At 58.6% G+C, this 21,362-nt stretch carries 17 protein-coding genes; 8 read left to right on the top strand and 9 right to left on the bottom strand.

The window, feature by feature from the left end; translation table 11 throughout:
- Window positions 1-62: 62 nt before the first annotated feature.
- From ACYZT1_RS13620 to ACYZT1_RS13610, 3 genes are read left to right on the top strand one after another with little or no spacing between them, the layout of a single operon-like run.
- Window positions 63-1,481 (top strand): oligosaccharide flippase family protein, encoded by a 1,419-nt coding sequence (locus tag ACYZT1_RS13620; protein WP_462015242.1) that lies wholly within the window; start codon window positions 63-65, stop codon window positions 1,479-1,481.
- Between the two features lie 27 nt (window positions 1,482-1,508).
- Window positions 1,509-2,561: a UDP-glucose 4-epimerase GalE gene (gene galE / locus ACYZT1_RS13615; RefSeq protein WP_462015241.1), complete on the top strand. Its 1,053-nt coding sequence runs from the start codon at window positions 1,509-1,511 to the stop codon at window positions 2,559-2,561.
- Window positions 2,562-2,591: 30 nt separating this feature from the next.
- Window positions 2,592-4,067 (top strand): family 16 glycosylhydrolase, encoded by a 1,476-nt coding sequence (locus tag ACYZT1_RS13610; RefSeq protein WP_462015240.1) that lies wholly within the window; start codon window positions 2,592-2,594, stop codon window positions 4,065-4,067.
- A gap of 30 nt (window positions 4,068-4,097) precedes the next feature.
- On the opposite strand, the gene ACYZT1_RS13605 is transcribed toward ACYZT1_RS13610, so the two are convergent.
- Window positions 4,098-5,186, bottom strand: a complete 1,089-nt coding sequence (locus tag ACYZT1_RS13605; protein ID WP_462015239.1) for an AI-2E family transporter — start codon at window positions 5,184-5,186, stop codon at window positions 4,098-4,100.
- A gap of 182 nt (window positions 5,187-5,368) precedes the next feature.
- On the opposite strand from ACYZT1_RS13605, the gene ACYZT1_RS13600 reads away from it, so the two are divergent.
- Window positions 5,369-6,523 (top strand): MalY/PatB family protein, encoded by a 1,155-nt coding sequence (locus tag ACYZT1_RS13600; protein ID WP_462015238.1) that lies wholly within the window; start codon window positions 5,369-5,371, stop codon window positions 6,521-6,523.
- Between the two features lie 98 nt (window positions 6,524-6,621).
- A complete protein-coding gene (locus ACYZT1_RS13595) occupies window positions 6,622-7,479 on the top strand; it encodes an SDR family oxidoreductase (RefSeq protein WP_462015237.1) in 858 nt (285 codons plus the stop codon).
- Between the two features lie 118 nt (window positions 7,480-7,597).
- On the opposite strand, the gene ACYZT1_RS13590 is transcribed toward ACYZT1_RS13595, so the two are convergent.
- A complete protein-coding gene (locus ACYZT1_RS13590; protein WP_462015236.1) occupies window positions 7,598-8,098 on the bottom strand; it encodes a CinA family protein in 501 nt (166 codons plus the stop codon).
- A 169-nt stretch (window positions 8,099-8,267) separates the two neighbouring features.
- Between ACYZT1_RS13590 and ACYZT1_RS13585 the strand changes: the two genes are divergently transcribed.
- Entirely contained in the window at window positions 8,268-8,879 is a 612-nt protein-coding gene (locus tag ACYZT1_RS13585; RefSeq protein WP_462015235.1) for a Yip1 family protein, read from the top strand.
- A 46-nt stretch (window positions 8,880-8,925) separates the two neighbouring features.
- Window positions 8,926-10,269: a cation:proton antiporter gene (locus ACYZT1_RS13580; protein WP_462015234.1), complete on the top strand. Its 1,344-nt coding sequence runs from the start codon at window positions 8,926-8,928 to the stop codon at window positions 10,267-10,269.
- A 227-nt stretch (window positions 10,270-10,496) separates the two neighbouring features.
- On the opposite strand, the gene ACYZT1_RS13575 is transcribed toward ACYZT1_RS13580, so the two are convergent.
- Entirely contained in the window at window positions 10,497-11,723 is a 1,227-nt protein-coding gene (locus tag ACYZT1_RS13575; protein WP_462015233.1) for a zinc-dependent alcohol dehydrogenase, read from the bottom strand.
- Between the two features lie 340 nt (window positions 11,724-12,063).
- Between ACYZT1_RS13575 and ACYZT1_RS13570 the strand changes: the two genes are divergently transcribed.
- Window positions 12,064-12,540 carry a hemerythrin domain-containing protein gene (locus ACYZT1_RS13570; RefSeq protein ID WP_462015232.1) on the top strand — a complete coding sequence of 159 codons (477 nt, stop codon included), beginning with the start codon at window positions 12,064-12,066 and terminating at the stop codon, window positions 12,538-12,540.
- 109 nt (window positions 12,541-12,649) lie between these two features.
- On the opposite strand, the gene ACYZT1_RS13565 is transcribed toward ACYZT1_RS13570, so the two are convergent.
- From ACYZT1_RS13565 to ACYZT1_RS13540, 6 genes are all read right to left on the bottom strand, one after another.
- Window positions 12,650-14,074, bottom strand: coding sequence for an IS1182 family transposase (locus ACYZT1_RS13565; protein ID WP_462015231.1), 1,425 nt, complete (start codon window positions 14,072-14,074; stop codon window positions 12,650-12,652).
- A 108-nt stretch (window positions 14,075-14,182) separates the two neighbouring features.
- On the bottom strand, window positions 14,183-14,719 hold the full coding sequence (locus ACYZT1_RS13560; protein WP_462015230.1) for a hypothetical protein: 537 nt from the start codon (window positions 14,717-14,719) through the stop codon (window positions 14,183-14,185).
- A gap of 52 nt (window positions 14,720-14,771) precedes the next feature.
- Window positions 14,772-15,296: a cupin domain-containing protein gene (locus tag ACYZT1_RS13555; protein ID WP_462015229.1), complete on the bottom strand. Its 525-nt coding sequence runs from the start codon at window positions 15,294-15,296 to the stop codon at window positions 14,772-14,774.
- 93 nt (window positions 15,297-15,389) lie between these two features.
- A complete protein-coding gene (locus tag ACYZT1_RS13550; protein WP_462015228.1) occupies window positions 15,390-17,309 on the bottom strand; it encodes a hybrid sensor histidine kinase/response regulator in 1,920 nt (639 codons plus the stop codon).
- 118 nt (window positions 17,310-17,427) lie between these two features.
- Entirely contained in the window at window positions 17,428-19,707 is a 2,280-nt protein-coding gene (locus tag ACYZT1_RS13545) for an ATP-dependent DNA helicase (RefSeq protein WP_462015227.1), read from the bottom strand.
- On the bottom strand, window positions 19,704-21,356 hold the full coding sequence (locus ACYZT1_RS13540; RefSeq protein WP_462015226.1) for a VRR-NUC domain-containing protein: 1,653 nt from the start codon (window positions 21,354-21,356) through the stop codon (window positions 19,704-19,706). Before ACYZT1_RS13540 ends, ACYZT1_RS13545 begins: the two co-directional genes overlap by 4 nt.
- Window positions 21,357-21,362 lie beyond the last annotated feature (6 nt).

Raw genomic sequence — 21,362 nt, 5'->3', positions numbered from 1 at the left:
GCGCGCCGGTTCATTCGGTTCGTTGTTTCCTCCCTTTTTCGTTGGATTCCCAGGTCTCGCCCATGGCCAATCATCGTCTGGTTACATTGATCTGGATTTTCACCGAAAAATTCGGCCTGATTTTCCTGTCGATGATCACGTTTGTGGTTTACGCGCGGCTGCTGTCGCCAGCTGAACTGGGCATCGGTACCGTTATCATCGCCATCGTCGAAGTGGTCGGCATCATTTATTCCTCAGTGCTGGAAGATCCGCTGGTGCGGCAGGATCGGCTGGACGACCGGCATATCTCGACCGCGTTCTGGTTTTCCGTGTTGATCAGCCTGGTGTCCATCCTGGTCATCAGCGGCCTGGCGATGCTGTACGCGCCGTCACCCGCCCTGCAATGGATGACGGCGGTGGCCTCGGTGAAAATCCTCTTCACCATGATGGCGCGGGTGTATGTGGTGCAGATGCGCCGCAGCGGCAACTTCAAGATGCTCGCCACCCGTACACTGTTGGGCAAGGTGCTGGGCGGCGTCGGTGGCATCGCGGTCGCCTTGTGGGGCTTTGGCGCCTGGGCCGTGATTGCGCAGGCGCTGATCATGGAATTCGTCTCGGTGATCGTGCTGATGCGCGGCGAGCCCAAACGCATCGCGTTCCACATCGACACCCGGTTTCTGCGCGAAACCCTGAGGGCGGGCACACCGGTAGCGATCAATGTGCTCAGTTCGCAAACCCTGCAACGCGGCGTCAATGTGGTGCTCGGGATCACCGCCGGTGCCAGCGCCGTCGGCATGTTCAACCTGGCCATGCGCATCATCGATCTGCCGCGCACGGCCATCTATAACGGCTTGATGAGTTACGCGTTGCCGGCATTCGCCCGGCGCAGCGCGGATTCTTCGCGGCTGATCGGCCTGATCAGCGACTCGACGGCGCTCAGCGGTTTTCTGTTGACGCCGCTGTTTATCGGCATCGCGTTGACCGCAGACGACATCATCCTGCTGATCTTCGGCGCCAAATGGGCCGACGCCATTCCTCTGCTGCAAGTGCTGGCCTGCACCGCCGCCCTCGGCAACACCGCGATGTACGCAACCACCGCCCTGGTGGCGGTCAATCGCACTCGTCTGACCCTCAAGGCCGAAGTCGGCACCACCCTGCTCGCCCTCGCCCTGGTGTACAGCCTTGGCCCGATTTACGGCGGCATGGCCGCAGCGCTGGCGCTTTTGGTACGGATGCTGATCATCACCCCGCTGCAGGTTCGCGGCCTGAACATCGCCATCGGTTACGGCTGGCGGGCATTTTTGGAGTGCAACTACCGCAGCGTCATCGCCTCGCTCGTAATGGCTGCCAGCGTGGTGACCTTTGCCACTCAGGTGAGCCTGACGGGCTATGTACATCTGATTGCCAACATCGCCATCGGCGCCCTGTCGTATGCCCTCGCCTACAGCCTGCTGCACCCGCGCTGGCCGCAAGAATTCAAGTCGGTTTTCACCACCCGCTGAACCGGTTCTCGCACAGGAATCACCATCATGCTCAGAAAAACCACGCTGATCACAGGCGGGGCCGGCTACATCGGCTCCCACACCGCTCTGACCCTCATCAATGCCGGCCAGCAAGTGCTATTGCTCGACAACCTGAGCAACAGCTGTCGCGAGTCGATCACGCGCCTCGAGCAACTGACTCATACGCGGGTGGAGTTCATTGAAGGCGATGTGCGCAACCAGAAGCTGCTCGATGACATCTTCAGTCACTTCGACATCGACGCGGTGGTGCATTTCGCCAGCCTCAAGTCGGTCGAGCAAAGTGTGCGCAACCCACTCGACTATTACGCCAATAACGTCGCCGGCGCACTCAGCCTGTGTCGGTCGATGGCGCGTGCAAAGGTGTTCAATCTGGTGTTCAGCTCATCGGCGACCGTGTATGGCGACCCGGCGCAAACGCCAATTCTGGAGAACCTCGGCACCGGCAAACCGACCAACCCGTACGGGCGCAGCAAATTGATGATTGAGGAAATGCTCAATGACCTGGCCATTTCCGATCCGCGCTGGAGCATCGCGCTGCTGCGTTATTTCAACCCGATCGGCGCCCATGAAAGCGGCATGATCGGCGAAGACCCCAGCGGCAAGCCGAGCAATCTGCTGCCCTGCCTCACTCAGGTAGCGATTGGGCGCATTGCGCAGCTGACCGTCTACGGCAGCGACTACCCAACCGTCGACGGCACCTGCGTGCGCGACTACATCCACGTCGTCGACCTTGCCGACGGCCATCTCAAAGCCTTGCAAGCCTTGCGCGACAGTTGCGGGGCGCATGTCTGGAACCTCGGCACCGGCGTTGGCTATAGCGTCTTGCAGATGATCCGCCATTTCGAGTCCGTTACGGGGGTCGCCATTCCATTCAGCTTTGCCCCGCGTCGCCCCGGCGACATCGCCCAGTGCTGGGCCGATGCGAGCAAGGCTGGACGCGAACTGGGCTGGTCGGCCGAACGTGGCCTGGAACAGATGATCGCCGACAGCTGGCGCTGGCAATCGCACAACCCGCTCGGTTATCGCACGCCCCCGGCACTGAAGTTTGCCCACAAGTGAGCCCCTCGGCTCAGATGACAGGAGATGCACATGGTCAGGGAAATATCGCTGGGCACGCTGCTGATGGCGGCAGCTTTGAACGCGTTTGCCAATGTCACCAGCCCGCCACTTAACGGTCTGGTGCTTTGGCTCGACGCTGCAGATGCTTCGACCTTTACCGTCGATGGTGAAAACCGCGTGACGCGATGGCGAGACAAATCCGCCAAGGCCACTGCACTGATCGTCGACCCTGTGACGGCCACGGCGCTGCCCTTGCGGGTCGACAACGCCATGAATGGCCGCCCGGTGGTGCGTTTGAGCGGTACTGCGGCGTTTTCCGGCCCGTCAATCCGGACGGGCAAAGGTCCGGCCACGGTGTTCGTGGTGTCACGGCGCTTGCCTGAGCAGGCCGGTGGCAAAGCCTGGCAGCGCTTGTTCAGTTCGCGGCCGCTACTTGCCGATAACGACAACCTGCTGCCGAACTTCGGCATCAGTGTGCAACAGACCACGGCCTACGAGCCGAAGCTGGACTTTCTCGAAATTTACGACGTGCCCATCGGCCCGTTTGCGGTGGCGCGTAATGTGGTCGGTACTTCGGAAATCCTGCGTGGCGACATCGCCGAAGTGCTGGTCTACGACCGCGCGTTGAGCTCGCAAGACGAGCGACAAACCGCGTTTGATTACCTGGCGCAAAAGTGGTCGGTGGCCGGACCGTCGAAATCCACGGCCTGGACCCGCGTCGGTCCCCTCGGCGAAGTGCCACAACACACCAACCCCAACGCACCGTTGTCCGATCAGGCCAACGCCGGCCAATGGGTGCTGGACACGCAACTGTCGGATGATTTCAACGGGACGACGCTCAACGCAACGCGCTGGCATGTCAACAACGCCACCGGGACCGATTCGCTGGGGCGTAAGCCGGCGCTGTTTCTGCCGACCAATGCCGTTGTCAATAATGGCAACCTGAACATTTACTTTCGCAAGGAAACCCTGCCCGAAAAGTACGTCAAACTCGGCTACAAGGATTACAGTTCGGCGATGGTGCGCACCCATGAGCGTGGGCTTTACGGCTATTACGAAGCGCGGGCAAAACCGATGAATTCGGCCGGCTCCAGTGCGTTCTGGCTGGCCTGGACCGGGCTGCCCGACAACGCCACCGAGATCGATATTTTTGAAATCGGCGGCAAGACCAAGGACGGCGCTTTCGACAAAAAATACAACATGAACGCCCACATCTGGGCGACGCCCCAGAGCGATGAGCACCTCAGCGATGGCAGCACCTGGGTTGCACCGTGGCGGCTGGCGAGCACCTTTCATGTGTATGGTTTCGACTGGCAGCAGGACAAACTGCGCTGGTACGTCGATGGCGTGCTGGTTCGGGAAGCGAAAAATACCAACTTCTTCTTCCCGATGCAGATCGTTTTCGACAGCGAGGCGATGTGGCAATGGTTCGGCGTGGTTGACGATGCCGACCTGCCTTCCACGTTTCGCATCGACTACGTCAAGGTGTGGAAGCGCGGGAACTAGCCCGCGCTGTGCGTCGGTAAACCGGCTCGCTCAGGGCGGTGTCGCCACGTCCGGCGTGTCCTGCACCCATTGCCAGAACAGTTGATAGCCGACAGCCAACACCACCGGGCCAATGAACAACCCGATGATGCCGCCGGTGACCATGCCGCCGAGTGCGCCGATCAGGATCACCGGCATCGGCACATCGACGCCACGTCCCAGCAGCAGCGGCTTGAGCACGTTATCGACCAGACCGGCCACGAATACATAGACGGCAAAGGCGATTGTCGCGGTGCTCGCGCCTTCAGTGGCAAACACATAAGCAATCACCGGCAGCGTGATCAAGGTGGCCGGCAGCTGCATGATGCCCAGCAGCAACACCGCGAGGGCGAACAAACCGGCGCCGGGCACGCCTTTGAGCACAAAACCCAGGCCCACCAGCAACATCTGAATGAACGCGATTCCGACCACGCCCAAAGCCACCGCACGAATCGTCGCGGTGCACAGGCCGGCGATTTCCGGGCCTCTGACCGGACCGCTGAAGCGCGACGAGATTTGCACGGCACTGCGAGCGCCGCTTTCGCCATAGGCCATAAAAATACCGGCGATGATCAGGGCAAAGATGAACGTCAGGAAACCCATGCCGACACCGGCCAGTTTGCCCAGCAGGGCCAGGCTCACCCCTTTGATCTGCGGGATGTATTTGTGCATCAGCCCCGGCAGGTCAGTCGACGCCTGCAGCCAGACAGCCGACAGCGGCTTGCCCAGCAACGGGAACCCGGCCAGGGAGTCGGAAGGCGGCGGGATCGTTAAGCCTTCAGTCCTGACAACGTTTATCGCATTCTCCACCGAGTCGGCAATCGAGGTGCCCAGCAGGTAAACCGGCACCATCAAAATGAGGATCGCGACCAGCACAATCAGCGTTGCGATGCGCCCTTCCTTTCTTCCAAGCGGCCCTCTGAGTCGCTGTTGCAGTGGATAAAGGGTGATGGCCAGGATCAGCGACCACAACATCAGGTCGCGAAACGGCCTGAAAATCTCGAAGCAGAACATCACCAGAACGGCGATCAGCCCGGCGCGAATCAGCACGTCGAGCAGGTTGCGCGTGAAGGCTTTTTCGGAAAGGGAGATGGGCTCCATTGACGACTCCATGCAGGTCCAGGCAAAGGCGCGGGATTGGTTAGGCCAGCATAGACGTTCGCGGGAAAACGCGAGGTGCTGGGCGGGCAATAAACGATGCCTTTGCAAGCAGGCTCGCACCCAACCGATGCAGGGGATTATCATGGCGGCCTTTCCCCAACCCTGCTGTGACGAGACTGCGCATGACTTTCGATTTTGATCAGGTGTTCGACCGCCATCACACCGGCAGTACCAAGTGGAGCCGCTACCCGGCCGACGTCCTGCCGATGTGGGTCGCCGACATGGATTTCGCCGCCCCGCCGGTGATCGTCCAGGCCCTGCAAAAACGTCTGGAACATCCATTGCTCGGCTACAGCGTGGCGCAGCAGGATTTGCGCGAAGCGATCGTCGCCGATCTGTGGAAAAAATATGCCTGGCGCGTCGAGCCGCAAGCGCTGATTTTCCTGCCGGGCGTGGAATCGGGTTTCAACATGGCTTTGCGTGCGCTGGTTGAGCCGCAACAAAACGTCGTCGTGCAGGTGCCGAATTACCCGCCACTGCGTCACGCGCCGAGCCATTGGGGCCTGAACAAAGTCGAGCTGAATTTCGCCGCGATGGCAGACGGCACCTACGCCACACCGCTGGAATCGTTGCGCCGCTCACTCGAGGGCGGCGGCGCCTTGCTGCTGAGCAATCCGCACAATCCGCTGGGCAAAGCCTTCCCCCGGGAAGAACTGCAAGCGGTAGCGAAAATATGCCTGGAGCAGGACGCCTGGATCATCTCCGACGAGATCCACGCCGAGCTGTGTTACGACGGTCGCGTGCATGTTCCGACCGCGTCATTAAGCGCGGACACCGCCCGGCGCACGATCACGCTGATGTCGGCGAGCAAGGCCTACAACATTGCCGGGCTGAAGACATCGTTCATGATCATTCAGGACCGCGCCATCCGCGATCGGGTCAATCATGCGCGTTGCGGCATGGTGGACAGCGTCAATCCGCTGGGCATGGAGGCGACGCGTATTGCCTACAGCGAAGCCGGTCCATGGCTGGCAGAGTTGAAGGCGTATCTGCAGGGCAACCGCGATTATCTGATAGACGCGGTTCGCACCCGCCTGCCGGGCGTCAGCATGAACAGGCCGCAAAGCACTTACCTGGCCTGGCTCGACTGTTCGGCGCTGGGGTTGGCCGATCCGCAGCGGTTTTTCCTTGAACAGGCAAAGGTCGGTTTGAGTGCAGGTCTGGATTTTGGCGATGACTGCCAACAATTCGTGCGCCTGAATTTCGGCTGCCCACGGGCATTGCTGGAGGAAGGCATTGCGCGGATGGAACGCAGTTTGCGCGGCCGTAGCGTTTGATGTGAATCGCCGGCAGGCCAGCCGGAAATCCAACCGAACTCAAGGTGAAAGCACGGGGTCAACCCTTTGGCTCGTTTACCTTGAACAGGAGATTTCCGATGATCGACTACCCAAAACCACCGTTCCCGAAACAGGCTCAACCCGTCCCCGGCTCCCAGAAAAAAATGGACCCGTACCCGGATTGCGGCGAGCAAAGTTACAAAGGTTCGGGCCGGCTGGAAGGCAAGATTGCCCTGATCACCGGGGCTGACAGCGGCATCGGTCGCGCTGTCGCCATTGCATTTGCCCGCGAAGGCGCGGATGTGGTGGTTGCCTACCTCAATGAACACGAAGACGCCGAGGAAACTGCACGCTGGGTCGAACAGGCCGGGCGTCAGTGCCTGTTGCTTCCGGGCGATCTGGCGCAGAAAGAGCAATGCCAGAAGCTGGTCGATAAAACGGTCGAACGTTTTGGCCGAATCGACGTACTGGTCAACAATGCCGCTTTCCAGATGACCCACGAAAACTTCGAAGACATTCCCGATGAGGAATGGGTAATGACGTTCGACGTGAATATCACGGCCATCTTCCGCATTTGTCAGGCGGCGCTCAAGCACATGCAGCCGGGCAGTTCGATCATCAATACCAGCTCGATCAATTCCGACATGCCCAAACCCACCCTCCTCGCATACGCCACCACCAAAGGCGCGATCGCCAACTTCACCGGCGGGCTGGCGCAAATGCTTGGTCCGAAAAACATCCGGGTCAATTGCGTGGCCCCAGGCCCTATCTGGACGCCACTGATTGTCTCGACGATGCCGGACGAAGAAGTGCAAAACTTTGGCGGCCAGACACCCTTGGGTCGCCCCGGCCAACCGGTGGAGGTCGCGCCGATTTACGTGTTGCTGGCATCGGATGAGGCGAGTTACATCACCGGTCAGCGTTATGGCATCACGGGCGGCAAGCCGATGCTCTAGGTTGTAACGACTGCAATGCAGCCGGACGTTGAGCGGATGCGTCCGGCTCCGGATTTTTACGACTGCTGCGCAGCAGTCGTTCAGGCCATACGCGACAACGCATGAACCGCGCCGTATTTCATTCCTTTTCCCCCGCCATCGCCCGCCGATGAAAATGCGCCAACTCCCCAAGCGCATGCTCGGCCGCCATCAATTGCACCTCACAACGTGTCCCGAAAAACCGCTCGCGCCGACTGAACACGCAGCGGCCATCTGCAGACTGGAAGGCCCAGGCAAAACACACCGTGCCTGCGGGAATGCCATCCATGTCTTCCGGCCCAAGAATGCCGGTGGTCGCCACCGCCGCGTTGGCCGTGCTGTCGCGCAAGGCGCCCAAGGCCATTTCACTGGCGACTTCACAACTGGTCAGGTTGAAGGTTTCGATCGTGTACGGATTGACGCTGAGCAGCCGCTGCTTGGCCTGGGGGGAATACACCACGTAGCCGCTCTCGATCAGATCGCCACTGTGCGGCACTTCCGCTAACAGGGTGATAATTTTGCCGGCGGTGCAGGATTCCGCTGTGGTCAGCAGCAGGCGGTTCTCGCGCAGGTATTCGACAACCGATTCACTAAGCGTCATGGCAACTTTCCAGAGTGAGAGCTGCTCGGTTGACCTTTGCGGCGATTAAACATTCAGTCTATTGAACGCTCGCGCAATAGATCGATGAAAAAATGAACCCCGGAGGAAACCCGGACCTCAATACGTTAAGCGGCTTCTGTCACAGGCCGATCCAGATCAGGAGGTCGTCATGTCCGCACCCATCGTCAAGCTGTTCACGCAACCGAATTTCGCGTGGACGGATATTCGCAAGGAAGAGGAAGCGCACCCGCGTCATTACCTCCCTCATTTGCTGTTACTTGCCTTGATTCCTGCGGTGTGCCTGTTTATCGGGACTACCTATGTCGGGTGGAGCCTGGCAGAAAACGAGACCGTCAAACTGAGCACCGGCAGTGCGCTGCAACTGTGCGTCATGCTCTACCTGACCATCATCATTGGTGTGGTGGTAATGGGCATGTTTATCCGCTGGATGTCCCGCGCGTTCGACTCGCGCCCTACTCTGAATCAGTGCATCGGCTTCGCGGCTTACACCGCAACGCCATTTTTCCTGGCCGGTATTGCGGGGCTGTACCCAAGCCGGTGGCTGGCAATCGTGGTGCTGGGCGCCGCCGGTGTGTATTCCACTTTCCTGTTGTTCGTGGGTTTGCCGACTTTCATGCACGAGCGCAAGCAGCAAGGCTTGCTCAATGCTGCCTGCGTATGGGGTGTAGGGTTGTTGGTGCTCGTGACCATTCTGGTTGAGATGATTCTGCTGTGGTTCAACGTACTGACGCCGGAATACGTGCGGGCGACTGTCGGTTGATTCCCTTGGCACACTTCATCCCGACATTTGCTGGCAGTAGCCCCTCATGAGTTTCGTCGTCTGGGTGGCCGTGCTCGGTGCTGTTCTGCTGACACTGGCGCTGACCTCATCGCACTTGCGCTGGATGCCCGTCACGACGTCGGCCGTGTGCCTGTTGCTGGGCATCGCCATCGGGCCGTCGGGCTTGGGTTTTCTAAAGCTCAATACCGACGATGCCGCCGTCTGGATGGAGCATCTCACGGAAGTCGCCGTATTGTTTTCGCTGTTTGTCTGCGGATTGAAACTGCGCTTGCCACTGCGGGATAAAACCTGGCGAGTGGCTTACGGTCTGGCGGGGCCGGTCATGGTGCTCACCATCGGCGGCGTTTCCCTGCTGTTGCATTACGCGTTCGGATTGTCCTGGGGCGCTTCGGTGTTGATCGGCTCGATCCTCGCGCCCACCGATCCTGTGCTGGCCGCGTTGGTGCAGGTCAATGACGCCCGCGATGACGACAGCGTGCGCTTCGGTCTTTCCGGTGAGGCCGGGCTCAATGATGGCATTGCCTTCCCGTTCGTTATCCTCGGTCTGCTGATGCTGCAGCAAGACAGCCAGCCCGGCTGGATTGCTGACTGGGCGCTTCAAGACGTGCTGTGGGCGGTTCCTGCGGGTTTGCTCACCGGCTATATCATGGGCCGTGCCATCGGCCGGTTGACATTGACCCTGCGCATCAAGAATGAGGACAGTACTTTATCGCCCAACGATTACCTCGCGCTTGCCTTGATTGCGCTGGCGTATGTCGGCGCGGAAGCGGTGCATGGTTATGGCTTCCTGTCGGTGTTTGCGGCAGGTCTCGCCTTGCGCCATGAAGAAGTCAACTCCACCGGCGACGACGCCCTGCCTGCCGAGCATCTTGTCCAGCCCGTGGTCGGCCACCAGCATGTCGAGCCGGAGCATGCCGTGCATGGCGACACCGAAAACCTGGAAGACAGTCAGGTAGCCGCCGGCATCATGATGAGCGACATGCTGGCCTTCGGCGGGCTGGTCGAGCGTGCGATGGAAGTGTTTCTGGTGACGCTGCTGGGGGTGATCCTGATCGCCCATTGGGACTGGCGAGCGCTGCCGATTGCCGCCGTGCTGTTCTGTCTGATTCGCCCGCTTTGTGTAGTCGCCATGCCATGGGGCGGTTTGCTGCCGATGCGTCAGCGAGCCCTGATCGGCTGGTTCGGCATCCGCGGGATTGGCAGTTTGTATTACCTGTTTTATGCCTTGAACCATGGTCTGGAACCGTCGGTGGCCAGCGTGTGCATCAACCTGACGTTGTCGGTGGTGGCGTTGAGTATTCTCGTTCACGGCATCAGCACTCAGCCAATACTTGCGCGGTATGAAAAACGGAAGCAGCGAGAAAGTTGATTTCAAGCGAACGGGACGCCGAACAGTTCGACCGGTACCAGGCCATGCGCAGAAAAGCCGATTTGAAACACGGGAAGCCATTGAGCTTTTACGCTTGCTGAATGGGAGTTTCCCGTCGCAAACGATGGCCCCGCCTCTCACGCAACGTCACTTGGATTCGTACGAATCCAGAGCATGCCCGCCAAGCCTGGCGCCTGCGGTTGCAGTGCAGGAACCAGGCATTCACTCTATACCGCCGGGATTGGCGTGGCGTCATCAATGCGTTCAGTCAGCGGCACATCGCTCGATCCAGGGGTCAGAATGACCTTGCGGCAATCTTCCTGTTTCTTGTCGAACATCTTGTAGCCTTCGGCCACCTGCTCCAGCGACATCCGGTGCGAAATGATCGCGTCCGGTTGCAGGCGCCCGGTCTCAATGTATCCAAGCAGTTCCGGCAGATAACGCTGCACGTGGGTCTGTCCCATTTTGAACGTCAGGCCTTTGTCGAATGCATCGCCAAACAGGAAACCGTGGATAAACCCGGTGTAAACGCCCGGCACGCTGACGATCCCGCCTCGACGTACGGCCGCGATGCACTGGCGCAGCGCCTTACCGCTGCTGCCTTCGAGCTTCAGCGTGGCCAGAATGGTTTCGGTGGTGCTGCCCTTCGCTTCGAAACCTACGGCATCGATCACGGCATCCACCCCGCGGCTGCCGGCCGTTTGGCGAATGATCGTATCGGCGGGGTCATCGTCGTCATCAAAATTGATCGGGATGACGCCGTAGGTCCGTTGGGCGTAAGCGAGTCGATAGTCGTGATGGTCGACCATGAAAATCTGATCGACGCCGAGCATGCTTGCGCAGGCAGCGCTCAATAATCCGACCGGTCCGGCACCAAAAATGGCCAGGCTGGAACCTTGTCCGACGCCAGCGTTGAGCACGGCTTGCCAGGCCGTTGGAAGGATGTCCGAGAGGAACAAGACTTTTTCGTCCGCCAATGTTCCGGGAACCTTGAACGGACCCGTATTGGCCTTGGGCACTCTGACCAACTCGGCCTGGCCACCAGGGACGCCACCATATAAACGGCTGAAACCAAACAGGGCCGCCGGAGGCGCAATGATTTTCTTGTTAAGGCTTGCACCCGGGCCGCTGTTGGTGGTTTCACAACAGGCGAACTGTTCCTGCTGGCAGAAGAAGCAATCTCCGCAGGCTATAACGAACGGGATGACGACCCGATCGCCGCGCTGGACGGCAGTGACGTCTTTGCCTGTTTCCTCAACGATGCCCATGAACTCGTGACCGAAAATATCACCGTGCTCGACGGTCGGAATTTTCCCACGGTAAAGATGCAGGTCCGAACCACAAATGGCAGTGGCTGTAACGCGCAGAATAATGTCGTCGGGTGCTTCAATAACAGGATCAGGCACGGTTTCAATCCTGACGTCATGGGCTCCGTGGTAAGTCATCGCACGCATGGCTGCATCCTCGCTGATCAATAAAATCATGGTCTGTCTGTATTAAGGGAACGGCGTCCGCACGCGAGTTCAGTTGAAAATGTGGCGTATCTGATCAGCGGTTGAAGTTGAAAATTTAGTTTGAGCGCATCGATTGCGGCGCTGCCGCGAACTGCATGAGTCAAATTGAAGCCTCATGCAACCTGCACGATCATCGACTTCGCTCGCAACATTTAAGCGACTGAATTGCTTATGTTTTTTGAATTTCCAGAAAACGGCACGGCATATGCTCCAAGGGTAAGAGCGACATTCGGCCTTGAGACCGTTCGCGCTCAACCCTGACTAGATGAGAGATTCGACCATGAACGCCATTGACCTGTTGAAAGCCGACCATGAACGTGTGAAAGCCATCCTGACTCAGTTGAGCGAGTCCACCGAGCGCGGTGTGAAAAAACGCACCGACTTGCTCGCCAAACTGGAAATGGAAGTCACCATTCACACTCGCCTGGAAGAAGAAATCCTGTACCCGGCTTTCAAAGAAGCTGGCGGTAAAGAGCAAGACATCATGTATTACGAAGCCAAGGAAGAGCATCGCACCGTGGATTCGCTGGTGCTGCCTGACCTGAAAAATACTGATCCGGCCAGCCTTGAATTTTCTGGTCGCGTGAAAGTGGTCAAGGAACTGCTGGAGCACCACATCGAGGAAGAAGAAGAGGAAATGTTCCCGCAGGCCAAAAAGCTGCTGGGCAACGCGACTCTGGAAGAACTGGGCGCTCAGATGGAAAAGATGAAGGCCCAGTACAAGAAAGAGATGAGTGCGAACAATATGGCTGCCTGATTGCCAGTTTGATTCACAGCAAGCCCGGCATATTCAGGCTGTGTGAAGCAAATGCCCCGACTTGTCGGGGCATTTGCTTTTCCGGTTTTGAAAAGCAAAAAAGGGCTTTTCAGCCCATCAATTCCATCATTCGCCGCACACCCAGCACGTTTATGGCTCTTTTCAGGTTGTACGTTTGTATCGCAAGCGCCATTTCCGTTCGAGCGCCTTTCAGTTGACGCAGTAAAAACCTGGCGTTGCCCATAGACCATTGCTTCAGGTTCCCAAACGGATGCTCAACGATAGATCGCCGCTGGCTCATCATGTCTCGATTGGCTTTCATGCGCCGTTCCATTCGTTCAAATGCGGCTTCGTGGGCATGACGCGTGACGTATCGGCGTTCGGCCTTGGTACATCGGTTTTTCAGCGGACAAACAGTGCAGTCGTCGACGGCGGCGTGATAGACCCGGTCTCCTTTGTTGAGGGCTTTAAGCGTGAGTATCTTGCCGTTTGGGCATTGATAGTTGTCACTTTCTTCGTGGTAATGGAAGAGTGTGCGATCAAAGTTTTGCTCTTCATCACCCTTGGTATTAACGGCTCGGTTTGGCGGGACATAGGGAGTGATGCCAGCGTCTTCACATGCCTGGAATTGACTGCCGTTGGAGTAACCCGCATCAGCAACGACACTGAGTTTGGCCTGCTCCAGCGCCTCTTGGGTAGCCTTGGCCATCGGCTCCAGTTGGCGGTTATCGGTTCCTTCCTGAGTCACTTCATGGTGCACGATCAGGCAGTGTTTTGCGTCAACCGCACTTTGAACGTTATAGGAAATACGCGAGCCTGAAGGGGTGCGCATTTTTTGCGCGTCGGACTCACCCACCACATGCTGCACCAGACCTTGAGCTTGCATCAGCACTTGGCAGGTCTGGTTATTGGCCTTTTTTATCTTCAGTTTCTCAAGCGCCGTCTGCACAGCAGAACGATCAATAGCTTCTTTGTGCTCGCCGCGATCAGCTTCATCAAGCTGAGCCAGATAGTGCGCAATACGCTTGTCGAGCTTTGCCTCGCGCTGTTGGAGCTTTTTAGGGGTGATCTGTTTTCGGTTCGAAGCCACGGCCTGGAACTTGCTGCCATCGATGGCCACCAACTCGCCAGCAATCAGGCCGGCTCCCCGACAAAATCGAACAAACGCACGGCATGTCGCGACAAAAGCTGCGCTGTTGTCGCGCCGGAAGTCGGCGATGGTTTTAAAGTCCGGAGCTAATCGGCCCAACATCCACATGACCTCGACGTTGCGCTGACACTCCGCTTCCAGCCGCCTGGAGGATCGAATTTGTTGGAAATAGCCGTAAAGATAGAGTTTAAGCAGGTCGCCGGGATGGTACGAAGGGCGCCCGGTTGCTTTGGGAGCAGCTTTGTCGAACCCGAGTTGCTCAAGGTCCAGCAGAGAAATGTACGCCTCGATCACCCGAACCAGATGGTCTTCGGGAATGAGTTCGTCCAGTGAGACTGGAAACAGAGTGCCCTGCGTACGATCTTCACCTTGGATGTAGCGCATAAGAAAAATGCCCGTATCTTGCGATACGGGCATTTTCTTAAACCCGGCGGCAGATTGCTAGGTTTTCACACAGCCTGATATTGCCGGGCTTGTTGATGCTATCTGGTTTCAACCCAACGGGTCGGTAACCTGAATATAGAAAGCGTAGAACCCGAGCAGGATCCAGAATGTGGCGAAAATCCACGGTGTGCGCACGGAAAACAGCAAGGACTTGCGGTAACCCTTGTGCGTCGACTCCATCTCGCTGAACAACGGCGATTCGTCATACGCCATGCCCATCAGCGGTTCACTGCGCAGCAGTTCGCTCTGTTTGAAGTGCCAGTGATCAATGATGTCGTAGGCCGCACGAATGCCTGGCCAGGCGTTTAAGGAACTGAGTACGCCAAGCAGCGCCAGAAACGGCGGTACGACCAGCGTGAACAACTTCCCCCATTCCGGATTCAGGTTGGCCATGCACGACGCGAAGGCAATCACCAGAAAGGACTGCGCAGTCAGGTAAGCGTCGGTGCGATTGGCGAGGATGCTGGTTTCGTACTGAATTTCACGCCGATAGAAATCCAGGCGCTCCTTGGGTGAGCCGAACATCTTGGCATTATGATCGGACAGGGTATCGTCCAGCGGAACGTCAGTCAGTATTCTTGGCACGGGAATCACGCACGAAATCGAAAGGGGTTAGAAGAACCGTCAGCCGACAAGTTCAGCCGGCAAGCCAGGTGTCGACCAAAGGGCCTTTGTCGCCATAAACCGGATCGATTGCGGGACACTTCACTTTCGCGATTCGGGCGATGGATTCATCGTGGGTAGCCGGGTCGGGACGTTGAATGTCGTAGTCCTCCTGACCTTGCGGGTAGGCACCCACTACCAGAAAATCGCTGCTTTGCTCCAGGCTGCAATGGCCAGTGCCAGCTGGCAGAATCAATACGTCACCCGCCTCCACGACCTGCTCCGCACCCGCAGGCCCGCCCAGTTTCAACCGCGCTCGCCCTTTGGCGACGCCCAGTACCTCGTGAGCATTCGAATGATAGTGGTGATAGTCGAACACCTGCGCACGCCATTGCGCAGGCCAGTGATTGGCGCTGAACAACGCTTCGAAGGCGCTGGCCGTGTCCGCCGAATCCAGCGCGACGCTTGTATAGAGCAACACCGGCAGGCGGCTATTGGGCGTCTGCCCGTCATCTTCGAAAAACAACTGAATCAGCGAGTTTTCGGTGGGATGATTCATGGTGGAGCGCTCCGCAGGACCGTAAGATTCTGAGCGGCACAACGGCAAATAATTCCCTGCCGTTGCCCGCAGGCGTCCCCAACGCAACCCTCGTCACTTCATCGTCGAAGCAATGATCTCCACAAGATTGAGCTGGGTGAAAGGCTTCGACAAACGCGGCAGGCTCGTCGCGAAGCCTTCCAGCCGCTCGGCGTACCCGGTAGCCAGAATGATCGGCAAGTCCGGTTTGCGGTGTCTGATCTCTTTTGCCAGCTGAGCGCCGTTCATCTGCGGCATGGCCATGTCAGTAATCACCAGATCGACGGTTTGATCACTGTCGAACACTTTCAGCGCCTGTGCCGCGCAGACCGCACTGATCACTCGATGCCCGAGGTCTTCAAGCAACAGACAGGTGCTGGTCAGGACCAGGCTGTCGTCGTCCACCACCAGCACACATAAACCGGGCACCGGCTCAGCGACCTGTTCCGGTGCTGGCTTGGCCCGCGCACCCCGCGTTGACACCGGCAACCACAATTGGGCAATGGTGCCCTTTTCCTTCTCACTTTCGAGAATGAAGCGGCCACCCAGTTGTTCGATGAAACCATGCACCATCGACAACCCCAGCCCCGTGCCTTTGCCCACGCCTTTGGTGGTAAAAAACGGGTCCATGGCCATGGACAGCGTGGTTTCGTCCATGCCCTCACCCGTATCGGTGACACTCAGGCGGACGTAGCGGCCGTCCCCCAAGGGCAACTGTGGCTGCTCGTCGGTCTCTTCGGTTTTCGCGCTGATGATGATTTTCCCGCCATGGGGCATGGCGTCGCGGGCATTGGTCGCGAGGTTGAGCACTGCCAGTTCAAGTTGATTGACGTCCGCAATGACCGGTTCGAGCGTGGGTGAGAATTGCGTTTCCAGAACAACCGATGGGCCGAGGGAACTGCGCAACAGACCACTGATGCCCAGAATCAGCTTGGGTATTTCGACCACCTCGGTCTTGAGTTCCTGGCGGCGGGCAAAAGCAAGCATCCGCTGAGTCAGAGAAACACCCCGCTGTGCGCCTTGGGTGGCATTGTCCAGCAGGCGGGTGATGCGCGGTTCTTCGCCGACACGTTTGCGCACGATTTCCAGATTGCCCAGTATCACCGTCAGCAGATTGTTGAAGTCATGGGCAATGCCGCCGCTGAGCTGACCGATTGCCTGCATCTTCTGCGCCTGAAACAGCGCTTCGCGGGTTTTCTCCAGGGTTTGCTGGGCAATTGTCGCTTCGGTGATATCCCGGGTGATCTTGGCGAAACCGAGCAAGGTGCCGGTGTCGCCCCAAATGGGGTCGACCACCACGTGGGCCATGAACCGGGTGCCATCCTTGCGCACACGCCAACCCTTGTTTTCAAAGCGACCTTCCCGCACGGCACTGTCGAGGGTACGTTGCGGCTCACCGGCCTCCCGGTCCTCCGGTGTGTAAAACAGCGAGAAATGCTGGCCGATGATTTCTTCCGGCCGGTAGCCCTTGATCCGTTGAGCCCCCGGATTCCAGTTGGTCAGCCGACCGTCCGGCGCGAGCATGTAGATGGCGTAGTCGGTGACACTCTGCACCAGCAGCCGGAACTGCTGCTCGCTTTGTTTGAGGGTTTCTTCGGCCATCTTGCGATCGGTGAGGTCGCGGGTAATCTTGGCAAACCCCAGCAGCTCACCGGTCGGACTGACGATTGGATCGATGACCACGTGGCACCAGAAATGTGTGCCGTCCTTGCGCACGCGCCAGCCTTCCCCTTCGAAGCGCCCTTCAACCCTTGCCGTGTCCAGCGCCCGTTGCGGCAGCCCGTTACGGCGATCCTCATCGGTGTAGAACCGGGAAAAGTGCTGTCCGAGAATCTCGGCTTCCTCATACCCTTTGAACCGCCTGGCGCCGGCGTTCCAGCTGGTGATGATGCCGTCGGGATCCAGCATGTAGATTGCATAGTCAACCACAGCATCGATCAACAGGCGCAACCGCCCTTCCTCGATGGTGCTGGCTTTGCTTCGATCCTCGCGCATTGGGGTCTCGCTTCCGAATTTCGTGGGTGGAGTATGAAACAAACCGAAAATTTGAAAAGGTCAAAAATACGTCCAGACCAAAAGTGTTATCCAGCAACCCATGGACGCAAAAAATCACTTAGCCGTCGCAGGGCATCTGTTGAGTACTGACCGACCACCAGCGCGGCAGTAACTGCCTGACCTTGCTGTCGCCGAACCGGTCATCAATCAACATCACTACCCCTTCATCCTGCTGGGTGCGGATGACCCTTCCTGCGGCCTGCACCACTTTCTGAACGCCCGGATACAGATAGGTATAGTCGTAGCCCGTGCCAAAAATGGCCGCCATTCGATGCTTCATCTGCTCGTTGACCGGGTTGAATTGTGCCAACCCCAGCGTGGCGATGAACGCGCCGATCAGCCGTGCACCGGGCAGGTCGATGCCCTCGCCGAAAGCGCCGCCCAGCACGGCAAAGCCAACCCCCTGACTGTGGATGGTGAATTGATCGAGAAAGTCCTGACGCTGCCCTTCCGCCATGCCACGCGATTGCGACCACAGCGTGATGTGGGGATGTTTTTGCGCCAGTAACTGCGCGACCTGCTGCAAATAATCGAAGCTGCTGAAAAACGCCAGGTAATTGCCCGGTCGCTCGCCGAACTGTCGGGCGATCAGTTCCACGATCGGCGCCAGTGACGCTTGGCGGTGAACAAAACGCGTGGATATCTGGTTGACGATGGACACCGCCAACTGGCCGGCATGAAACGGCGATTCGACGTCGATCCATACCGTGTCCGCCGGAGCGCCGAGCAGATCAGCGTAATAGTGCCGCGGGCTCAGGGTTGCCGAAAACAGCACGGTGCTGCGCGCAGCCGTCAAACGCGGGCCAAGGAACCCGGCGGGTACCACATTGCGCAAACACAGTTGCGACAAGTGACGCGGGCGGTCGAGGTCGCGCTTGCTGATGTCGAACAGGAACTGCTCATCGTAAAGCTCGGCCACTCGACAGAACTGCAGCATGTCGAAGTAGAAGTTCTGCAAGGCACTGTCCAGGCCCTGCGGATGATCGTTGAGGTAATCACCGATGCTGGCGCTGCAGGTGAACAGTGCCTGAAGGAGCTTTTCCGGGGGTTTGTCGTACGCCTGGTACGCGCTGAGTTGTAGGTTATGCAGAGCGTTCCACTCGCGGTTGACCCGCTGCAGGGGCTTCTTCAAGGACTCGGGCACATTTTTTCGCACATTGTTGAGGGTCGACTGGTCCAGGCTGGCGCTGTACATCTGGCGACCGCGCTCCACCAGATTGTGTGCTTCGTCCACCAGCACCGCGACTTTCCAGTGGTTGGCCTGGGCCAGACCGAACAGCAAGGCACTGAAATCGAAGTAGTAGTTGTAGTCAGCGACCACCACGTCAGCCCAACGGGCCATCTCCTGGCTCAGGTAATAAGGACATATGTCGTGCTTCAAGGCCACTTCGCGCAGCGCGTTCTGATTCAGCACGCTCAGCTCGCTGGCGGCTTGGCGAGCTGCCGGCAGGCGATCGTAGAACCCCTGTGCCAGCGGACAGGATTCACCGTGGCAGGCCTTGTCCGGATGCTCGCAGGCTTTGTCCCGGGCGATCATTTCCAGCACGCGCAGGGGTGGCGCATCGGCACTGTCGATAATCACTTGCGCGGCGTCGAGCGCCAGTTTGCGTCCCGGGCTTTTCGCCGTGAGGAAGAACACCTTGTCCAGTTGCTGCGGTGCCAGCGCCTTGAGCATCGGGAACAGTGTGCCGACGGTTTTGCCGATGCCGGTCGGCGCCTGGGCCATCAGGCAACGGCCGGTGCTGACGGCCTTGAACACCGATTCCGCCAAATGCCGCTGTCCGGCGCGAAAATTGACGTGTGGAAACGCCAGTTGCTGCGCCGCTGCATTACGCGCTTGGCGATGGGCCATTTCCTGCTCGGCCCATTTGAGGAAAAGACGGCAGTGCTGTTCGAAAAACACCTGAAGGTCTGTGGCGCTGAAGGCCTCGACCAGGCAGGTTTCCTTTTCGCTGACGATGTCGAAATACACCAGCGCCACGTTGAGGTGTGGCAGGTCGAGTTTCTGACACATCAGCCAGCCGTAGACTTTTGCCTGCGCCCAGTGCAAATGGCGATGGTTCGCCGGTTGTTTGCTCAGGTCGCCGCGATAGGTCTTGACCTCTTCCAGGCGGTTTTGCGCAGGATCGTAGCCGTCCGCCCTGCCCCGGACCTTCAAGGTGTGAAACAGGCCTTCCAGTGCTACTTCACTTTGATAACCCTCACTGCGTCGTGACGCCACCGTGCGGTGACCGACGATGCCCTCCAGCGCAGTCGGCGAGGGTGTGAAGCGCAAATCGAGGTCGCCGACCTTGGCGGTGAATTCGCATAACGCCCGCACGGCAATGCTGTAGCTCACGCGCTCTGTTCCGCCCATTGCACGTAACACACGGCAATCGGCATCTGGTGCTCATGGCAAAAGTCGAGCCAGCGTAACTGGTTATCCTGCAGGCGATCACCGGGGCCTTTGACTTCGATCATGCGGTACGTCTTGTCTTGCGGCCAGAACTGGATCAGGTCCGGCATGCCGGTGCGATTGGCCTTGATGTCCAGCAGCAGCCGGTTGAACCAGTGCCGGAGATGCTCGGCCGGCAGGCAGTCTAGGGCTTGATCGAGCAAATCTTCGTTCAATGCGCCCCAGAATACGAACGGCGACTGCACGCCCCATTTCGCGGCGTAGCGTTGGCGAATCGTGTGCAGATAACGCCCATCGTCAAGCTCGCTGAGGCAGGTTTGAAACAGCTCCGCCCGGCGCGCGTGAAAGTCTTCATGATGAAGATCCACCGGGCCACGCTGAAACGGGTGAAAGAACGCGCCGGGCAACGGCGCGAAAATCGCGGGCCAGCACAGCAGGCCGAACAGTGAATTGATCAGGCTGTTTTCGACGTAATGCACCGGCGCCGACTCTTCGGCCAAATGCGCCTTGACGTGAAACTCCACCGACAGCAGCGAATCGGTCCGGGGCAATTGCAGATCAAGTCGCAGCATGTCCCGACGAGAAACACGCTTGATAGGCGGCCCACCCAGCTTGCGCCGCAGCCCGGGCAACATGCGCAATAATTGCTGCTGCTCGGCGGCGCTTTCCGGCGCTTGCTCGGCCACCGTGGCGATGTCCAGAGCCAATGCGCATTCGCCACAACGTTCCAGGACCAGGATCAGTCGCCGACGCGCGCCGGGCCATGCACAGTGGCGGTAAATCATCAGCGCCGTCGTGAAATCTGCAGTGCGCTCGCAAAACTGTGCAATCTGGAAGAGGAACTTGTTGCGGCGTTTTTGCAGCCAGGGATTATCCAGTGCCAGCCCGTTGACTTGCTCGACGATCTGCAGCACCGCTTCGCCGGCCTCGAAGCGCTGCTGGCAGGCGTGAAGGAACAGGCAGGCATCCACATCGTCACGGCTGCGCAAACCTCGGGAATCTGCGCTGAATTCGACTTTCTCGTAGGTAAAGATGCCGAGGTCGGCGAGAACGAACTCCGACCAGTCCTGGTAAAGATTGCCGAAGAACATCAGGCGCAATCGGTCGCACAGCTCCATGATGGTCAGGCTGAACAAGCGGTCAGCCAATGTCGGGCACCAGTGGGTGAACGGGTTGGCACCAGGAAACTGTTCGGCAAGCGCGGGCAGCCAGTCGTTCTTCTTGCCTTTGGGCTGAGTAATTGAGGAGCCAAAGCACTGGATGATTTCGGCCTTGAGCAGCACGTCGAAAATTGCATCCAGGGGCAGCGGCGAGTGCTCATCGATCCACCCCAGTGCCAACAGCGGTTCGGCGGCCATGGCGATGTCGCCTATCTCCAGGTAATGAAGCTTGCTCACCCGGAAGTGCACCCCCTTGCGCATGACCAGGCGCACCAGCAAAGCCCGTGAAGGCTGGGGTAACCGGGCGAACTGTTTGATGAAGGATTGCTCTTGGTCGCTCAACACATCGGCATAGCGATGCTCAAGCCAATCAAGGACTTGCATGAAGTTGTTCAGGTAATACAGCGGATTTTCAAGCGGGTGTGCGGTCACGGGAAA

This window comes from Pseudomonas sp. PB3P13 (genome assembly GCF_054897735.1).
This window is presented reverse-complemented; position numbering and strand designations above follow the sequence as displayed.

Excerpts from the sequence above, each read along its gene's own strand:
- ACYZT1_RS13620 (WP_462015242.1), top strand. The coding sequence starts at position 63 with ATGGCCAATCATCGTCTGGTTACATTGATCTGGATTTTCACCGAAAAA.
- galE (WP_462015241.1), top strand. The coding sequence starts at position 1,509 with ATGCTCAGAAAAACCACGCTGATCACAGGCGGGGCCGGCTACATCGGC.
- ACYZT1_RS13610 (WP_462015240.1), top strand. The coding sequence starts at position 2,592 with ATGGTCAGGGAAATATCGCTGGGCACGCTGCTGATGGCGGCAGCTTTG.
- ACYZT1_RS13605 (WP_462015239.1), bottom strand. The coding sequence starts at position 5,186 with ATGGAGCCCATCTCCCTTTCCGAAAAAGCCTTCACGCGCAACCTGCTC.
- ACYZT1_RS13600 (WP_462015238.1), top strand. The coding sequence starts at position 5,369 with ATGACTTTCGATTTTGATCAGGTGTTCGACCGCCATCACACCGGCAGT.
- ACYZT1_RS13595 (WP_462015237.1), top strand. The coding sequence starts at position 6,622 with ATGATCGACTACCCAAAACCACCGTTCCCGAAACAGGCTCAACCCGTC.
- ACYZT1_RS13590 (WP_462015236.1), bottom strand. The coding sequence starts at position 8,098 with ATGACGCTTAGTGAATCGGTTGTCGAATACCTGCGCGAGAACCGCCTG.
- ACYZT1_RS13585 (WP_462015235.1), top strand. The coding sequence starts at position 8,268 with ATGTCCGCACCCATCGTCAAGCTGTTCACGCAACCGAATTTCGCGTGG.
- ACYZT1_RS13580 (WP_462015234.1), top strand. The coding sequence starts at position 8,926 with ATGAGTTTCGTCGTCTGGGTGGCCGTGCTCGGTGCTGTTCTGCTGACA.
- ACYZT1_RS13575 (WP_462015233.1), bottom strand. The coding sequence starts at position 11,723 with ATGCGTGCGATGACTTACCACGGAGCCCATGACGTCAGGATTGAAACC.
- ACYZT1_RS13570 (WP_462015232.1), top strand. The coding sequence starts at position 12,064 with ATGAACGCCATTGACCTGTTGAAAGCCGACCATGAACGTGTGAAAGCC.
- ACYZT1_RS13565 (WP_462015231.1), bottom strand. The coding sequence starts at position 14,074 with ATGCGCTACATCCAAGGTGAAGATCGTACGCAGGGCACTCTGTTTCCA.
- ACYZT1_RS13555 (WP_462015229.1), bottom strand. The coding sequence starts at position 15,296 with ATGAATCATCCCACCGAAAACTCGCTGATTCAGTTGTTTTTCGAAGAT.
- ACYZT1_RS13550 (WP_462015228.1), bottom strand. The coding sequence starts at position 17,309 with ATGCGCGAGGATCGAAGCAAAGCCAGCACCATCGAGGAAGGGCGGTTG.